Here is a 16,860-nt window from a genome sequence, read left to right on the forward strand (position 1 = left end):
CACTACGGCGGCGACCCGGGAGCAGCAACGATGGCTTCCTGGTGGGGCGGGAGAAAGCCGCACCGTGGACCGTCAGCGTTTGGCCCGTGGGGTTGACGCAGGTCCGATCAGGTGTGGGCCCAGCGTTGGTTGCTGCCGTTCGAGCAGGAGTAGAGCTGGATCAGGGTGCCGTTGGCGGTACCGCCTGCGACGGCGTCGAGGCAGAGGCCGGACTGGACGCCGACGATGGATCCGTCGGAGGCGAGGCGCCATTTCTGGTTGTCGCCGCCCCAGCAGCTGTAGGTCTGGACTTTGGAGCCGTTGCCGGTGCCGGCGGCGTCCAGGCACTTGTTGCCGTAGACCCTGAGTTCGCCGGTGTCGGTGTACGTCCACTGCTGGTTGGTGCCGTTGTGGCAGTCCCACAGCTGGAGCTGGGCGCCGTCGGTGGTGTTGCTGCCAGGCGCGTCGAGGCAGCGGCCCGAATCGACGCTCTTGATCGTTCCGGAATCCGAAGGAGGCGTGGTGGAACCGCCGTTGAGTGCGTTGAGCACGGCGGTGTAGGCGGGCTTCTTGCTGCCGTCGCCGTTGAACAGCAGCGGCGTGTCCTGCGATCGCCAGGAGTCGGTGTCGCGCACACCCCAGACGGTGATGCCGAGGCAGCGCGGGACGGCCAGGCAGTCGTTGGTCACGTTGGCGTAGGTCGTGGCCGGGGCGCCCTGGATGTCGAGTTCGGTGATGGCCACGTCGACGCCGAGGGCGGCGAAGTTCTGGAGCGTGGTGCGGAAGTTGCTGTTGTAAGGGCTGCCGCTGTTGAAGTGAGACTGGAATCCGACGCAGTCGATCGGCACGCCGCGCTGCTTGAAGTCCCGGACCATGGTGTACATGGCCTGGGTTTTCGCCCAGGTCCAGTTCTCGACGTTGTAGTCGTTGTAGCAGAGCTTGGCCGCCGGGTCGGCGGCGCGTGCGGCGCGGAAGGCGACCTCTATCCAGTCGTTGCCGGTGCGCTGCAGGTTGGAGTCCCGCCGAGCTCCCGAACTGCCGTCGGCGAAGGCCTCGTTCACGACGTCCCATTGGGCCAGCTTGCCCTTGTAGTGACCCATCACGCCGTTGATGTGGTCGATCATCGCCTGGCGCAGTGTGCCGCCGCTGAGGCTCTGCATCCAACCGGGCTGCTGGGAGTGCCAGGCCAGGGTGTGACCGCGCACCTGCTTGCCGTTCTGCACGGCCCAGTTGTAGACGCGATCAGCGGCCGTGAAGGTGAACTGGCCGCGCTGCGGTTCGGTGGCGTCGATCTTCATCTCGTTCTCGGCCGTCACGGAGTCGAACTCACGGCCCGCGACCGTCGTGTACGTCGAATCGCCCAGCTTGCCGGAGGCGATGGCGGTGCCGAAGTAGCGGCCGCTCTGTGCCGCTGCGGCTCCGAGCGTGCTCTCGGCGCCGTGTGCGGTCGGCGGCGCGACCAGCGCGGCGGCCGTACCGAGGACGCCGACGATCAGCGTCAACAGCAGGCCGCGGAACTTTCGGCGGATGTGGGGTCCGGTAAGGGCATACGAGCCCATGGCTGTGCCTCCAAGGTGGAAATCACGGAACGGCTGGAACGCGGGAACGGAGTGGCCTCCCGTGCCGCAGCCCGGGGGCGGGTCGGAGTCCGTGCTGCACGGAGTTGCCGGACACCGCTTTACGGGGACGGGGCGTTCCTCGAGGCAGACAGGGAGGTGCTCCATCGCGGCTCAGCCGGGGGGACCGTCACGCGGCGTTACGCACCTCTCCCGCTGCGGGAAGAGCCAGGATGCGCTGGTGTCGGTCTCACCGGAACGAAACGGGGTGGCGCAGGTGCATTTATGGTGCGCGGATCTGCGGTGCGGTTGTGCGTGGAGCTGCCGCGCAGCACGGATTCCTCCACGCCGGCGTGGTTCGAGATATCGAGCTGTGCTCGGCTTCTCAGACAGAAATGATTGAGGCTTGACGATGCATCGTCAAGCCTATGGGTGCAGAAATTTTCTGCCTGGAATTCGAAACTTTCGGACTTGGCCGGGCTGCTCGTCGACCCGCCGGTGTCGACTTCCGGGATGCCTCAGCGGTGGCAAGGGTGGCGCGGCGCGCCTCTTGGATGCTGTGGCGTGCGATATTTCGTGGCGGCGATGTCTGCGTACATTTCGGCTCTGACGTCGATACGTGCGAGGGGTGTTGACGCCACCCAGTGGTTCCCTATTATTCAGGTTGCCCGACACATCGACCCGCTTTCGATATATCGAACACAGCGCCTCGCTTTGCCGCACAGCAGGACATCTCCAGGTCGCATCGCCCCATGCGGAGCCGACTCGTACTCACGCCGTCATCTGGCGTCGTCCTGTCGTACCGCGCCACCCGGGCGGCTCGGAGGACCGGTAAAGCACAAGCGGTCTGCCGTGGTGCTCACGGTCCGCTGCCCACCGCACCGCACCGACACTCCGGACGCCCTCTTCAGGGGCCGGCCGGAACCGCCCGCTCGAGGTTGAGGAAGTGCCCATGTGTAGAACACATTTACGCCGCAGGCATCCGTCCGCGTTGCTCGCCGCAGCGGTTGCGGTCCTGGCCGCGTTGGCGGCGCTGCTCGCGGCCGTCCCGGCTCAGGCTGCCTCGACCGGCGCCCTGCGCGGCGTCGGCTCGAACCGGTGCCTCGACGTTCCGGGCGCCGACCAGGCCAACGGCACGTACCTGCAGATTCACGACTGCTGGGGCGGGACCAATCAACAGTGGACGCTGACGGACGGCAACCAGCTGACCGTGTACGGCAGTAAGTGCCTGGATGTTCCGGGCCACGCCACCACGCCCGGCACCCGAGTGCAGATCTGGACCTGTTCCGGCGGTGCGAACCAGCAGTGGCGGGTGAACGCCGACGGTGCGGTCGTCGGGGTGGAGTCCGGTCTGTGCCTGGAAGTTGCGGGCGCCGGTACGGCCAACGGCACCGCGGTGCAGATCGGGACGTGCAGCGGTGCCAACAGTCAGAAATGGGCCGGTCCGACGGGGGCGCCGCCGACCGACGGCCCGTGCTCCCTTCCGTCGGCGTTCCAGTGGACGTCGACCGGCGTGCTGGCGCAGCCGGCGAACGGGTGGGCCGCGGTGAAGGACTTCACCACCGTGACTCACAACGGCAAGCACCTGGTCTACGCGTCGAACGTGTCGGGCTCGTCGTACGGCTCGATGATGTTCAGTCCCTTCACGAACTGGTCGGACATGGCGTCGGCGGGCCAGACCGGGATGAGTCAGGCCGCGGTGGCACCCACGCTGTTCTACTTCGCGCCCAGGAACATCTGGGTGCTGGCGTACCAGTGGGGCGCGTCGGCCTTCGTCTACCGCACGTCCAGCGACCCCGCCAACCCCAACGGCTGGTCCTCACCGCAGCCGCTGTTCACGGGCAGCATCTCGGGCTCCGACACCGGACCGATCGACCAGACCCTTATCGCCGACGGCCAGAACATGTACCTGTTCTTCGCCGGGGACAACGGCAAGATCTACCGGGCGAGCATGCCGGTCGGGAACTTTCCTGGGAACTTCGGCTCGGCGTACACGACGGTCATGAGCGACACCAAGGCCAACCTGTTCGAGGGCGTACAGGTCTACAAGGTCCAGGGACAGAACCAGTACCTCATGATCGTCGAGGCCATGGGTGTGAACGGCCGCTACTTCCGCTCCTTCACGTCCTCCAGCCTGGGTGGGTCGTGGACCCCGCGGGCCGCGAGCGAGAGCAACCCCTTCGCAGGCAAGGCCAACAGTGGTGCCACCTGGACGAACGACATCAGCCACGGTGACCTGGTCCGCAACAATCCCGACCAGACCATGACCATCGACCCCTGCAACCTGCAGTTCCTCTACCAGGGCAAGTCTCCCACCGCGGGCGGTCCCTACGACCAACTGCCGTGGCGGCCGGGTGTCCTCACCCTGCGGCGCTGACCTCGCCGGTTCACGGCGACCGTGATGAGAGGCGGTCCGCAGGCGTGTGGTCGAGCGGTTCGGGATGTCGGCCCCTCCACCTGCTGACCGACGCCCACCCTCCGGAGGGACCCCAGCCGTGCGGCGGCCGGGGTTCCTCTCCCAGCTCTCGCCCACTCCGGTTCAGCCGCCCTCGAAGAGGCCGAGACGGAACGTTGGCCCGGGCGGAGCGGTCCGAGTCAGCTTTGAGGGTCGGCGCGGATGACGAGGTGATGCGGGCTGGAACTGTCCGAGGAATTTGGGATCTGTGATCCGCCTGCCCCTGGATGAGGGCGGCGTGATGATTTCTCGTAGTGCCGGGACGACGGAACTCCTACGTGCTCCGGCTTGTCTACCCTCACTCATGTGTGCACCAATGGGCCGGGCGCGTCCCCGAAGCCGTGAGGGCGCGCGAGGAAAACTGACACGCAGCATGAAATCCAGACCTCCTGTCTGCGGATCCGACGGGGTGGTGCGGCTATTGACGCTCCTGTACGTATCTCCCGCACCGGTTTCGGGATTCTGGATGTCCAGTCGCTGAGGGGTAGTCAAAACAGCCGTAGATCAATTTGTTGCAGATTCTCGGCCTTCGATCCGCTCGGTCGGCCGACGAGCCGGAGGTCCTGCGGGGCGAGAAGCTGAGCCTGCGCAACTGGGGCAGCTTGTTGCTGGGAGTCCGCTTCTGGCCGGACTCCCCGACCAGATCCGGACAGAGGTGTTCGGTGCCACGAAGACGGCGGCCGATTCAGCGGACGCACCGCGGACGGACGAGGGTGAGCACGCCGGACCACTGCTGCGGGCCCGGCCGAGGGGCTCACTTTGATGACTCGCGGCGGTGGTGAGGCTCCCGCGCGCGAGCGGCGCCCGGAGCCGCGATACGGCGCCGAAGGGGCAGGTCGAGGCCTGCTCGACAGGTGAAAAAGCCGGGACGGCCAAGGCTCCGCGCTCCGCGCGCAGGAACCAGGAGGACGACCGTGGCTGAATCCCCCCTCACCGAGCTCAGGAAGTCCGTAGCCGGCAGTCCCACGGCCGAGCGACGGCTCACGGCGGGATCCGCGACGGGGAAGTAGTCGTCGAGCACGGCTGGGCCGTGGCGGAGGAGAACCGCGCGAGGAGTCCGGCACGACTACGACGAGGAAGGCGCCGGCCGAGGACGAGCCGGCGGAGGGCGAGGGCGGGGAGTACGACTCCTGCGGGGGAGGGCATGACGAGGAGGAAAAAAGAGGTGATGATTCTGCGGGACGGGCGTGCTTAAGCCGTCAGGAGCGGGGCACACGGAGGTGGCACGACAGAAACCCCACAGTCGCCGATGGCACGACAGCCCGGTTTTCACCTGGCACGTGTTGTGCTGGAGGCGTACGGGGGATGGTGTATGCCAGTCGTGACGAGGGGCCTGTACACATCGAATATTAGAGATCGGAACTGAAATGATTCTCCTTGGCGCTATTCTGCTCATCATCGGCCTGCTGGTCGGAGTCTCCCTGCTGACGACGATCGGTGGCATTCTCGTCGTGGTCGGTGCGGTTCTGTGGCTTCTCGGCGCGACTGGTCGCAAGGTCGGCGGACGCAAGCATTACTTCTAGCATTACCTTCAGCCGGGCGGTTCGTGGACGGGAACGTCTGCACCGTCGGCTACGCCCCGGGCGTGCGGGGGAGGCACGCTCTCCGGAGGTCACGCGGTCGCCGGTTCCCCTCGGTGTGAATCCCCGTGCGAAGGGCCGGACTGTACGTCCGCGTGACCGGCCGGTGCAGATTTCCGCCAACCGTGGACTCGACTGCGGCAGGCGCCGCCACCTCCGGTGGCAGCGCCCCTGCAGGTGCTCCACACCCTTTCTCGCGTAGTCGGCCGGTCGGCGGATGCCCGGTTGCGACCGCCACCCCGAAGAGTCGGCGTGACGACGAGCCCGCCCCGGCCGAGGCCATGGGCGGGCTCGTCGTCACGCGGGCGGACGACCTGTGGCACCCATCAGCCGTTCGGGATGCCTGCCGGCCACCAGCCGCTCACCGGACACGGGAGCCGGCCCACGATGGAACCTCTCGGTACGACAGCGGCTGCTTAGTCCAACACCCGCCCCTCCTTTGTCCATGGGCGTGCTCACCCCGGGCGGCGCATCTTGGCGTGCACAGATGCCGACAAGCGTCAGGAGAGCGAGCATGCACGCACAGGACCCCGGACCGCGCCGCAGGACCGTGGTGGCGGCCACTGCACTGGCGGGAGCGGGACTGGCCCTCGCCGGACCCGGCTCCGCGCTCGCGGTGCAGCAGAAGACCGTGCTGCGTTCCCGCGAACTGGAAGTGTGCGTCGACCCTGACTTCCCACGCGTCGTCTCGTACACCGAACGGGCCGGCGGGGCCGTACTGCACGGGCAGGAGGACCCCGTCATCTCCGTGCTGATCGACGGGACCGCCCGTACCCCGCGGGTGACCTCACGCTCGGGCCACGACCGCGCTTCGTACACCCTCGCCTTCGACGGCGGTACCGAGATCCGGGTCGAGATCCGAGTCGCCGGCCGCAAGGTCGACTGGCGGGTCACCGGCATCACCGACACACCGGCCCTGCGCGTCGGCACGTTCGAGATTCCGTCACTCGCGTTCCTCTCCGTGCGCAGCGATCAGCCGGGCGCCGCTGTCCTCGCCGCACGTGTCCAGCTCGACAAGGCCACGAGCGGCGACACCCTGATCGAGCTCACGCCAGGAACCGCGCCCGACGCCGCGCCGACGGGCTGCGCGTACGCCGTCGTCGCGCACGACCGGCTCGGCGGCGCCGTGGAGACCAACACGACGTACGACAAGCCCGACAGCGTGCCAGGCGCCACCTGGGAGAACGGGCGGTTGTGGCGGCAGACCGTCAGAAAGGACGGTTACGTCAAGGCACAGCTCGCCTGCGGTCAGTGGACGCACCGTGCGGCGACCGCACCCCTGAACGCCACCGAACCGCTCCCGTACGCCACCGTGATCATCACCGGTGACCGCAACGGCGACGGGGTGGTGGACTGGCAGGACGCCGCCATCGCCTTCCGTGACATCATGGTCGACCCGTTGGGCGCCGACGAGCAGCACCTCCGGGTCGTCCCGCACATCCCGTTCAACTTCGCCAGCCAGGCCACCAACCCGTTCCTCGCGACGCTCGACAACGTCAAGCGCATCTCCCTCGCTACGGACGGGCTGCGCCAGTACACACTCCTCAAGGGCTACCAGTCGGAGGGCCACGACTCGGCCCACCCCGACTACGCGGGCCATTACAACGCGCGCGCGGGCGGCCTCGAGGACCTCAACACGCTCGTGCGCGAGGGACGCAGGTGGGGAAGCGATTTCGGTGTCCACGTGAACGCCACAGAGTCGTACCCCGTCGCTCACGCGTTCTCCGAGACGCTCGTCGACAAGAGCGACGAACAGTGGGACTGGCTCGACCAGAGCTACCGCATAGACCAGCGGCGCGATCTCGTCTCAGGCGACATCATCAAGCGTTTCCAGGACCTCAGGGACGAGACCGACCCCGCCCTGAACATGCTCTACATCGACGTGTTGCGTGAATCCGGCTGGACCTCCGACCGGCTCCAGCGGGCCCTGCGCGAGCAGGGCTGGCAGGTCACCACCGAATGGGGCCACGGCCTCGAGCGCTCCTCCGTCTGGTCCCACTGGGCCACCGAGACCGACTACGGCGGCGACACGTCCCGAGGCATCAACTCGCGGCTGATCCGCTTCATCCGCAACCACCAGAAGGACGTCTTCGCCGACAAGTGGCCGACGCTCCTCGGCATCCCGCGCACCGGCAACTTCGAGGGCTGGGTCAACAAGACCGACTGGAACACCTTCTACCAGCAGATCTGGACCGACAGTCTGCCCGCCAAGTACCTCCAGGCCTACCCGGTCAGGACCTGGGGCGCCCACGAGATCACGTTCTTCGGCCCGACGAAGACGTCTGTGGAAGACACCGACGGCACCCGTCGCATCACCACCGACGGCCGTGTCGTCTACGAAGGGGGAAGTTATCTGCTGCCGTGGGAGCCGCGCGAAGCCACCGACCCGCACCGCCTGTACCACTACAACCCGGCAGGAGGCAGCAGCACCTGGCACCTGCCGCGGGGCTGGGCCGGCCGGCCGGAGGTCGCCCTGTACCGACTCTCCGACCAAGGACGCACGTACGCCGGTGCGTTGCCCGTACGCTCCGGCCGCGTCACCATCGAGGCCGAGGCGAAGCAGCCGTACGTCGTCCACCGCACCCGGATGCCCGCGAACCCGGACCCGGAGTGGGGTCAGTCGACGCCCCTCCGCGACCCGGGCTTCAACTCCGGTTCCCTGGAGGGCTGGGACGTCAGCGGTCCGGCGTCCGTCGAGCTCAGCGCCCTCGGCGACTACGAACTCGTCATCGGCGCCGGTCCGGCCGCTGCCGTCGGCCGGCGGCTCGCACGCCTGGCGCCGGGCACCTACGCCGCGTCCGTACAGGTGGAGGTGGGGGAGAGGGCCGGGGAGCGGCGACGGGCCGCGCTGACCGTGCGCACCTCCGACGGAACCGTCACCGAGAACTGGACGGACTCCTCCACCGCCGTCAACCTCGTCGCGGCGGACCGTAAGCACGACACCCGCTTCCAGCGCATGTTCACGTACTTCAGCGTGCCGGACGGCCCAGGCCCCGTGGACCTCACCCTGCGCACCGAGGAAGGGAGCGCCAGGGTCCGCTTCGACAACGTGCGGATCGTCGCCGCGCAGCGCACCACCAAGGCCGGAGCCGTGGCCTTCGAGGACTTCCAGCACGTGCCCCAGGGCTGGGGCGTCTTCGTCAAGGGCGACGCGGGCGGTTCGACGGACCCGCGCACCCACATCGCTGAGCGGCACGCCCCGTTCACCCGGCGTGGCTGGAACGGCAAGGCGATCGATGACGTCGTCGACGGGACCCAGTCGCTCAAGTCGCGTGGCGAGAACGACGGCCTGGTCCACCGCACCGTGCAGCACACCGTCCGATTCGAGGCGGGCAAGCGCTACCGGGTGACCTTCCGGTACGAGAACGAGAAGGCAGGACAGTACGCCTGGATCACCGGGGTCGACACGCCGGCCTCCCGCGAACTGGACCGCAGGGACCTTCCCGTCGCCACCTCGCCGACCGTGCTGAGCTACGAGTTCACCGCACCGCCGGAAGGTGAGACCTGGGTCGGCCTGCGCAAGACAGGTGACGACGGGACCGCGGAGTTCGTCCTCGACTCCTTCGAGGTGCGCGAGGCGTGACGGGCCTGTGGGGCGGGCTACGGGGCGGACGAGACGGGCGGGTCCTGTGCCGCCCTCCTCGTCCACCCCGTGCGCGCCCCTCAGCCGAGGGTCAGCAGACGTTCACCCGAGTGCTCCAGCTCCAGGACCCACACCTCGTTTACGCCTTCACGGAGCAAGGGCCCGGGAACGTACAGGGACTGCTGGGGACCCACGTTCCAATAGCGTCCCAGGCAGAAGCCGTTCACCCACACGAAGCCGCGTTCCCACCCCGGCAGGGCGACCGTGGCGTCACCCGCGCCGCACACGTCGAAGGTTCCCCGGAAGAGACCTGTCGCGCCCGCCTCCGGAGAGCGGAACGGAACCTCTCCCAGCGCGTCCGCGCCTTCGAAGGCGTCCAGGGCCAGCCCCCGCGCCCGTACGCCGTGCAGGTACTGCCGGTCGTGCAGGACGCCCCCCGCGATCCCCTTCGGCTCGGCGAAACGCGGCCCGTAGTTGATCCGCCCCAACGACTCCACCCACAGCTCCACGGACGCCGGCCCGGAGACGGGCTCGTCCAGCCCGGTGTACGAACCGGCCTCGGCGGGGCCGCCGCCCAGCACCCCCGCCCGTGCGCCGTCGACGTACACCACCGCCCGGTCCCGCAGCCCGGTCACACCCAGCGGATACGGCCGGCGTGGCCCCGGCACGTCCACCCGGTAGCGGACCAGCCCCCGGTCCACCCCCAGCTCCTCGAAGGTCGGTGGCATCACCCACTCGGCCTCCGGACCCCCGAGGCTGTCCATGACGTCACTCAGAGGTGCCCAGTCCACGAGCTCCGCGCGCACCGGGCCGGTCAGTGCGGCGGGCGGAGCGGGCACGTCGGGCAGTGGGGCGTCCTTCTCCTGATGAAGGGCGAGGACGTCCCTGAACAGCCAGAACTTCTCCGTGGGACGGCCGTACTCGTCGATGGGGGCGTCGTAGTCGTACGACGTGACAGTCGGCTGGAGCTCCCCGCCGTGCAGTTCCCCGGAACGGTTCGCCCCCGACCAGCCGCCGAAGTTCGTACCGCCGTGCGCCATGTAGATGTTGACGGACGCGCCGCACCGAAGGATCTCCTCCAACGCCGAAGCCGCGTCGGCGGGATCCCGTACCACCGGCTCCGCACCCCAGTGACCGAACCACCCGCACCAGAACTCCATGCACATCAGCGGCCCGTCAGGACGGTGCCGCCGCAGTGTCGCGAAACCCTCCCGCGCACCCGAACCGAAGTTCGCCGTCGCCAGCACCCCCGGCACCGAACCACCGGTCAGCATGTGGTCCTCCGGCCCGTCGGACGTGAAGAGCGGCACCGTCACACCGAGCTCGCGCAAGATCTCCGCGAGGCGGCCCAGATACACGTGGTCGGAGCCGTAACTGCCGTACTCGTTCTCGACCTGCACCATGATCACGGGCCCGCCGCGGTCGATCTGCCGCCGCACCACCTGCGGCAGCAGTCGCCGGAACCACCGCTCCACCTGCCCCAGGTACTCCGGATCGCGGGTCCGCACCCGAGTGCCCAGCGTCCCCGTCAGCCAGTGCGGCAGGCCGCCGTTCTCCCACTCGGCACAGATGTACGGACCCGGCCGCACGATCGCCCACAGGCCCGCCGCCTCCGCAGCGTCCAGGAACCGCCCCAGCGCCTCCACATCGCGACCGCGTCCCTGCCGCGGCTCGTGGAGATTCCACGGGACGTACGTCTCCACACAGTTCAGGCCCATGGCACGCAGCATCGCCAGCCGGTGTCCCCACTGGTCCTCGTGCACCCGGAAGTAGTGCACAGCGCCCGACAACAGCCGTACGGGCCGCCCGTCCAGCTCGAAATCCGCCTGACCCACCTTGAACTCAGCCACGGTCCCCACCTCTCGTTCCGCCACCACCCCACCTCACCCCCTGGCGGCGGAGCCGTCCATGGACAAAGATCAGCGCTGTTTGGACACAACGGAACGCCGGCGAACCGGGGCGGGGAGGACACGGACCGGATGTACCACACCTGGATGCGCTATTTCACGCCCGGCCCCGCCCACCGGAAGCTGGGTCTGGTCTGCCTCGGAGTCGGCCTCCAGCACGGCACGCTGCCCCCGGTCGGACCCCGCACCCTCGACCACCACGTCGCGGTCGTCATCAGCGCGGGCAACGGCTGGTACCGCAGCCCCGACGGCAGGGACACCCCCGTGACCGCCCCCGCACTGATCTGGCTCGTACCGGGCATCCCGCATCACTACGGTCCCGACCCCGACACCGGGTGGGACGAGAGCTTCGTCGACTTCAGCGGCCCGGCCACCGCCCCGTACACCGAGCTCGGCTACATCGAACCCGACCGCCCGGTCGTCCCCCTGGCGGGCACCGCGTCCGTCCGCGCCGCGGTGAGCCGCATCACGCGTGCGGCCCGTCACGGTAACCCCCTCCTGGAAGTGGAGACGGGTGCCGCCGTGCACGAACTGCTCGTCGCCCTGCGCCGCGCCCGGGCCGATGTCGGAGCCGACGGGGACCCCGTACTGAACGCTCTCGCCCGCGACGCCTTCCAGCCCCTGTCCGTCGCCGAACACGCCTCCCGCCACGGAATGACACCCGCCGAACTGCGCACCGCCGTACGACGGGGCGCCGGATGCAGCCCCAAGGCATACCTCCTCGGTATCCGCCTCGGCCGTGCCAAGGAGCTCCTCGCCGCCACCGAGCTCCCCGTCGCCACCGTGGCCCGCCGGGTCGGCTACGACGACCCCGCCTACTTCTCCCGCCTCTTCACCCGCCGCGTCGGGATGGCCCCGGTCCGGTTCCGTGAGCAGCAAGGCCGTGCGGTCCCCGGTGGCTGGAGCCATCAGATCCCGGACCCCGAGCACCCGCCGACCATCTCCGCCCCATCGACGCGAGCCCTCTGACCACGGTCTCCGGGGACGGCTCGGCGGGCCGCCTCCTCGATGGTCAGCCGGGTGCCGCTGTCGTAGGCCTCCGTGAACCCGGAGGCGCCCAGGGCGGCCCGCACCGAAGCGGTGGATGCGGTCGACATCGGTGCGTTCGGCGGGTGGCAGCGGGGCCCCGGCCCCGCGGCGTGCGGCCGCCGCCGCACCCAGCAGGACGGCGGCGGAGGTGGCGGCGGGCCCGTCGCGACGAAGGGCCGCCGCACCTGCGAGACCTTCCAGGGAGAGCGCGAGGGCACGGGGCTCGGCGAGGACGCGGGCGATCCCCAGCCCCTCCGAGTGGTGGGCCGCCGCCCCGCTCGCGTCGCCACGGAGCTCGGCGACGAAGCCGAGCTCGGCCAGGAGCAGGTGGTCGCCGGCCGGCGACGACACATCGGAGTAACCGTCGCGGAGGCGCAGCAGGTGCGCCTCGGCCCCGTCGAGGTCGCCCGAGCGGCGTGCGCCGAGGGCGAGGCCCATCCCGGCGTGGATCTCTCCGTACTTGTAGCCTTGCCCGACCGCGATACGACGCGCCTGTTCGTGCAGGTCGCGGGCGCGGTCCCACTCGCCGGCGAGCAACGCCAGGCGGCCGAGCCCGGAGAGGCGCGCGGACACCTCCGCCTCCAGGCCCAGCTCCCGCGCCATCCGGAGCCCCTCGTGCTGGCGGCGCTCCGCGTCCTCGTAGGCGCCTTTGATCTCGGCGAGCGCGGCGAGCGGGGAGACTGTCTGCAACTCGCCCCATTCGTCACCCAGTTCGCGGAAAAGCAGGGCGCTTCGCACCCCGTCACGGCCGAGAGCTTCGAGGTCTCCGGAGACCAGTGCGAGTGTCGCGCGCAGGCCGAGGGCGGCTGCGGTGCCCCACGGGTCCTGTGCCGTGGTGAACAGGGTGAGCGCACGGGTGTTCAGGTCAGTGCCCCCGGCCAGGTCCCCCGCGCTGAACAGGCCGTACGCGCAGAGCCACAGGGCACGCGCGCGGCGTACGAGGTCGGGAACGGCGTCGCCGGCGGGGCCGCCCTCCCTTGCTGTGCGACTGCTCGCCGTGGTGGTGGCGACCGCTGTGCCATCTCCGGTGAGCAGTGCGAAAGCAGTGTCCAGCAGAGCGAGTTCGGCAGGTGGGGAGGGGCCCGAACACGCGGCCAGCACTGATCTTGAACTGCGGCGGGCCTCGGTGAGGCGGCCACGCAGGAGCCACCACCAGGCCAGAGCGGTGACCAGCCGGACCGCCTCCTCCGGTTCGCCCGCGCCCGCGCGGCGCAACGCCTCGTCGAGCGCCGTACGCAGATTCCCGGCCTCGGCGTCCAGCCGGGCCAGCCAGGACCGCTGCCCGGCGCCGCGCAACTGCGGCTCGGCGTGTTCGGCGAGGGCCCGGTAGTGGCGCAGGTGACGGTCCCGTACGGCGGTGAAGCCCTCCCTCTCGTGCAGCCGCTCGGTCGCGTACGCGGCGACGGACTCCAGGAGGCGGTAGCGGGGGCCGTCGCGCCGGTCCACCACCGCCACCAGAGACCGGTCCACCAGCCTGGTGAGGAGGTCGAGCACCTCCTCCCGGGGGACCTCGTCCCCCGCGCAGACCGCTTCGGCGCCGTCCAGGTCGCAGCCGTCGCTGTGCGCGGCGAGGCGGCACAGGACGATGCGCTCGGATGTGCCGAGCAGCTCCCAGCTCCAGTCGATCACCGCTCGCAGCGTCTGCTGACGCGCGGGCGCGCCGCGCTGCCCGAAGGTCAGCAGCCGGAAGCGGTCGTGGAGCCGGGCGGCCAACCCCTGTACACCCAAAGCCCGCACGCGGGTGGCCGCGAGCTCCAGGGCGAGCGGAATGCCGTCGAGGCGACGGCAGATCTCGGCGACGGCCCGACGCTCGGGTTCGTCCGGATCGCACGGGAAGCCGGGGGCAGCGGCGGCCGCGCGCTCCATGAACATCCGGACGGCGTCGTCGGGCCGCAAGGGCTCGACGAGGAACACCGCCTCGCCCGCGAGACCGAGCGGCTGCTGCCCGGTGGCCAGGACGCGCAGTCCGGGGGCGGTGCGCAGGAGCAGCTCGGCGAGTTCGGCGGCGGCGTCTACGACGTGCTCGCAGTTGTCCAGCACGAGCAGGGTGCGGCGGTCGCGCAGGACGGCGGCGAGACGGTGCGGCAGGGAGCGAACGGCGGGACTTGTGCCCGGCAGTGGGCGAGGGGCGTGGTCCTGGATGCCGAGAGTGGCGGCGACGACCTGCGCCAGGTCCGCGGGGGAGCCCTCGCGGACGCCGGAGAACTCGACGAGCCACGTCCCGTCACCCGGCTCACCGGCCCCTGCGCTGTCCCGCTCGGCGGTGGCCGCCGCCACGGCCAGCCGGGTCTTGCCGACGCCACCGGGACCGGTGAGGGTCACCAGCCGTTTCTCCGTGAGGAGCCGGGAGAGCCGGTCGAGGGCCTTACGGCGGCCGATGAGGGGGGTGAGGGGGACGGGGAGGTTCGAAGGGGAACCCGGCCCGGCTGCATCCCTGACACCCCTGCCGGCCACGGTGCTCGCCGCGCCCGCTCCGGGGACGAGGGACACTCCCGGCGTCCCGGCGGCCCCCGAGCTCAGCTCCGGATCCTGCCGGAGCACCGCCCCGTGCAGGGCGGCCAGTTCGGGGCTCGGATCGACCCCCAGCTCCCCGACGAGCCGCGACCGCAGGTCGTCGTACGACGCCAGCGCCTCGCTCTGGCGTCCCGCCGCGTACAGGGCCCTCATCTGGACTGCGCGCAGACGCTCCCGCAGAGGGTGACGCGCCACGAGGTCGGCGAGTTCCCCGGTGAGGAGCGCGTGGTCCCGTGCCTCCAGGCGTGCCTCCGCCCGCTCCTCCAGCACGTACAGCCGCTGCTCCGCGAGGCGCTGCACGGCCCCCCGTACGAACCCGAGGTCCGCGAAGTCCGCGTACGCGGGCCCCCGCCACAGGTCCAGTGCCTCGGTGAGCAACGCGGCCCGGAGGCGCGGGTCCTGGACGGGGCGGGCCTCGGTCACCAGGGCGCGGAACCGTACGGCGTCCACCTCGTCGGCGCCGTCGAGCCGCAGCAGGTAGCCCGGGGGCTGTCGAACCACCCGGTCCCGGCCGATGACCCGACGCAGCTGGGACACCTTGGCCTGCAAGGCGGCCCGTGGCCTGCCCGGAGGCACGTCGCCCCACAGATCGTGGATCAGCCGGTCTGCGGAGACCGGCCCCTCGTCGTTCGCGAGCAGGTCCGCCAGCAAGGCCCGGACCTTGGCCTCGGGGACTCCGGCCTCGCGCCCCTCGCCGTCCCACACCACCAGTGGCCCGAGCACCCCAAACCGCATGGGAACCAACGTACATGTGCGGCAACCGGCACATGGCGGGCTTCCGGCAGCGTCGGCCCCACCGCCCGCCGGGTCGTGGGCCGGTCCGATGGTTTCCGGAGGTTTTTCCGAAGCGCCGCGGTACAGAGTCGTCCCCGCGGTCGGCACCGAGCGCCGGCGAGGACCGATCGCCCCTGGAGGGAGCGGCACCCAAGCCCCCACCAGTCACCTCGACGCCCCACACCTCCCTTCCGCAAGACCTGGAGCAGACCCCATGAGCACCGAACCCGACACGGCGCCCGCCGCTGCGGTGGCACCGGACCCGCAGAGCGGAGACGAGGTACGCGAAAGACTTCCGCTGGTCGCTCTGCTCGCCCTGGCCACCGCCGTATTCGTCACCAGCCTCACCGAGACCCTCCCCGCCGGTCTGCTGCCGGCGATGAGCCAGGACCTGCGGGTGAGCGAGTCCGCGACCGGGCAGACCGTCACGGTCTACGCGATCGGCACCGCGCTGACCACGATCCCGCTCATAGCGGCCACCGCGGGCCGGCGGCGCAAGGCGCTGCTGCTCACCGCCATGGCGGGCTTCGCCGTCGCCAACACCGTCACGGCCTTTTCGTCCGTCTACGAACTGACGATGGTGGCGCGGTTCTTCGCCGGTGTCGCGGCCGGTCTCGCCTGGGCCCTTCTCGCCGGCTACGCGCGGCGCATGGCACCCGCCCGGCTCCAGGGCAAGGCCATGGCCGTCGCCATGGCGGGTATCCCCGTCGCACTCGCCGTCGGCGTGCCCGCCGGTACCTTCCTCGGTGACCGGCTCGGCTGGCGGGTGGCGTTCCTGTCGATGACGGTGCTCACACTGCTGCTCCTGGTGTGGATCGTCGCGGCCGTACCGGACTTTCCCGGGCCGGGGCGTGGCGAGCGGCCGAAGATGCTGCGTACTCTGCGTGTTCCGGGCGTGACCCCGGTCCTCGTCGTCACGCTCGTCTTCGTCCTGGCCCACACCGTCCTGTACGCGTACATCGCCACGTACCTCGACGACCTGGGTCTGGGCGGCAGCACGGGATCCGTGCTCCTGGTCTTCGGCGCGGCGTCACTGGCGAGCATCTGGATCGTCGGCACGCTGATCAACCGCCGGCTGCGCGGCCTCACCATCGGCAGCGCCCTGCTGGTCGCCCTTGCCGTCGCACTCCTTGCCCTCCTCTCCGACACCGCCGCACCGGTCCACATCGCCGCGGTCCTGTGGGGTCTGGGCTGGGGCGGCGTGCCCACGCTGCTCCAGACCGCGGTCGGTGACGCGGGCGGGGAATCCGCCGACTCCGCGCAGGCGATGCTCGTCACGCTCTGGAACCTCGCGATGGCGGGCGGAGGCATCGCCGGAGGCATCCTGCTCGACGCGGTCGGCAGCGAGTCGTTCCCCTGGACGGTCCTGCTGCTCCTGCTGCCGGTGATCGCGGTCGTCCTGTACGCCCGACAGGCCGGCTTCCCTTCCCGGCGGCCGGTGGCTACGACCCAGGCGACAGGGGTGGACCCGGGGTGACACCTA

General features: G+C 70.2%; 7 protein-coding genes and 1 pseudogene. 5 read left to right on the forward strand and 3 right to left on the reverse strand.

From position 1 onward, the window contains the following. Positions 1 to 107 precede the first annotated feature (107 nt). Complete coding sequence (locus tag ABZ441_RS18380; RefSeq protein ID WP_358974808.1) at positions 108 to 1,538, reverse strand: endo-1,4-beta-xylanase; 1,431 nt, start codon at positions 1,536 to 1,538, stop codon at positions 108 to 110. A 949-nt stretch (positions 1,539 to 2,487) separates the two neighbouring features. On the opposite strand from ABZ441_RS18380, the gene ABZ441_RS18385 reads away from it, so the two are divergent. The 3 genes from ABZ441_RS18385 (at position 2,488) to ABZ441_RS18395 (ending at position 9,153) form a co-directional block, all read left to right on the forward strand. Continuing rightward, positions 2,488 to 3,912, forward strand: a complete 1,425-nt coding sequence (locus ABZ441_RS18385; protein ID WP_358974811.1) for a non-reducing end alpha-L-arabinofuranosidase family hydrolase — start codon at positions 2,488 to 2,490, stop codon at positions 3,910 to 3,912. A gap of 1,445 nt (positions 3,913 to 5,357) precedes the next feature. After that, positions 5,358 to 5,513, forward strand: a complete 156-nt coding sequence (locus tag ABZ441_RS18390; RefSeq protein ID WP_205021302.1) for a hypothetical protein — start codon at positions 5,358 to 5,360, stop codon at positions 5,511 to 5,513. Positions 5,514 to 6,084: 571 nt separating this feature from the next. Beyond that, a complete protein-coding gene (locus tag ABZ441_RS18395; RefSeq protein WP_358974815.1) occupies positions 6,085 to 9,153 on the forward strand; it encodes an endo-alpha-N-acetylgalactosaminidase family protein in 3,069 nt (1,022 codons plus the stop codon). Between the two features lie 80 nt (positions 9,154 to 9,233). Here ABZ441_RS18395 and ABZ441_RS18400 read toward each other — a convergent pair whose 3' ends face one another. After that, entirely contained in the window at positions 9,234 to 11,003 is a 1,770-nt protein-coding gene (locus tag ABZ441_RS18400) for a beta-galactosidase family protein (RefSeq protein ID WP_358974817.1), read from the reverse strand. A 129-nt stretch (positions 11,004 to 11,132) separates the two neighbouring features. On the opposite strand from ABZ441_RS18400, the gene ABZ441_RS18405 reads away from it, so the two are divergent. After that, positions 11,133 to 12,029 (forward strand): AraC family transcriptional regulator, encoded by an 897-nt coding sequence (locus ABZ441_RS18405; protein ID WP_358974820.1) that lies wholly within the window; start codon positions 11,133 to 11,135, stop codon positions 12,027 to 12,029. On the opposite strand, the pseudogene ABZ441_RS18410 reads toward ABZ441_RS18405, so the two are convergent. Next, positions 11,969 to 15,338 (reverse strand): annotated as a pseudogene (locus ABZ441_RS18410) (BTAD domain-containing putative transcriptional regulator). The gene ABZ441_RS18405 and the pseudogene ABZ441_RS18410 overlap by 61 nt on opposite strands. A 253-nt stretch (positions 15,339 to 15,591) precedes the next feature. Between ABZ441_RS18410 and ABZ441_RS18415 the strand changes: the two are divergent. Then, positions 15,592 to 16,854: an MFS transporter gene (locus ABZ441_RS18415; RefSeq protein ID WP_358974822.1), complete on the forward strand. Its 1,263-nt coding sequence runs from the start codon at positions 15,592 to 15,594 to the stop codon at positions 16,852 to 16,854. The last annotated feature ends 6 nt before the right edge of the window (positions 16,855 to 16,860 follow it).

It is taken from the genome of Streptomyces sp. NPDC005752, from assembly GCF_040630715.1.
GTDB lineage: Bacteria > Actinomycetota > Actinomycetes > Streptomycetales > Streptomycetaceae > Streptomyces.

Excerpts from the sequence above, each read along its gene's own strand:
- ABZ441_RS18380 (WP_358974808.1), bottom strand. The coding sequence starts at position 1,538 with ATGGGCTCGTATGCCCTTACCGGACCCCACATCCGCCGAAAGTTCCGC.
- ABZ441_RS18385 (WP_358974811.1), top strand. The coding sequence starts at position 2,488 with ATGTGTAGAACACATTTACGCCGCAGGCATCCGTCCGCGTTGCTCGCC.
- ABZ441_RS18390 (WP_205021302.1), top strand. The coding sequence starts at position 5,358 with ATGATTCTCCTTGGCGCTATTCTGCTCATCATCGGCCTGCTGGTCGGA.
- ABZ441_RS18395 (WP_358974815.1), top strand. The coding sequence starts at position 6,085 with ATGCACGCACAGGACCCCGGACCGCGCCGCAGGACCGTGGTGGCGGCC.
- ABZ441_RS18405 (WP_358974820.1), top strand. The coding sequence starts at position 11,133 with ATGTACCACACCTGGATGCGCTATTTCACGCCCGGCCCCGCCCACCGG.
- ABZ441_RS18415 (WP_358974822.1), top strand. The coding sequence starts at position 15,592 with ATGAGCACCGAACCCGACACGGCGCCCGCCGCTGCGGTGGCACCGGAC.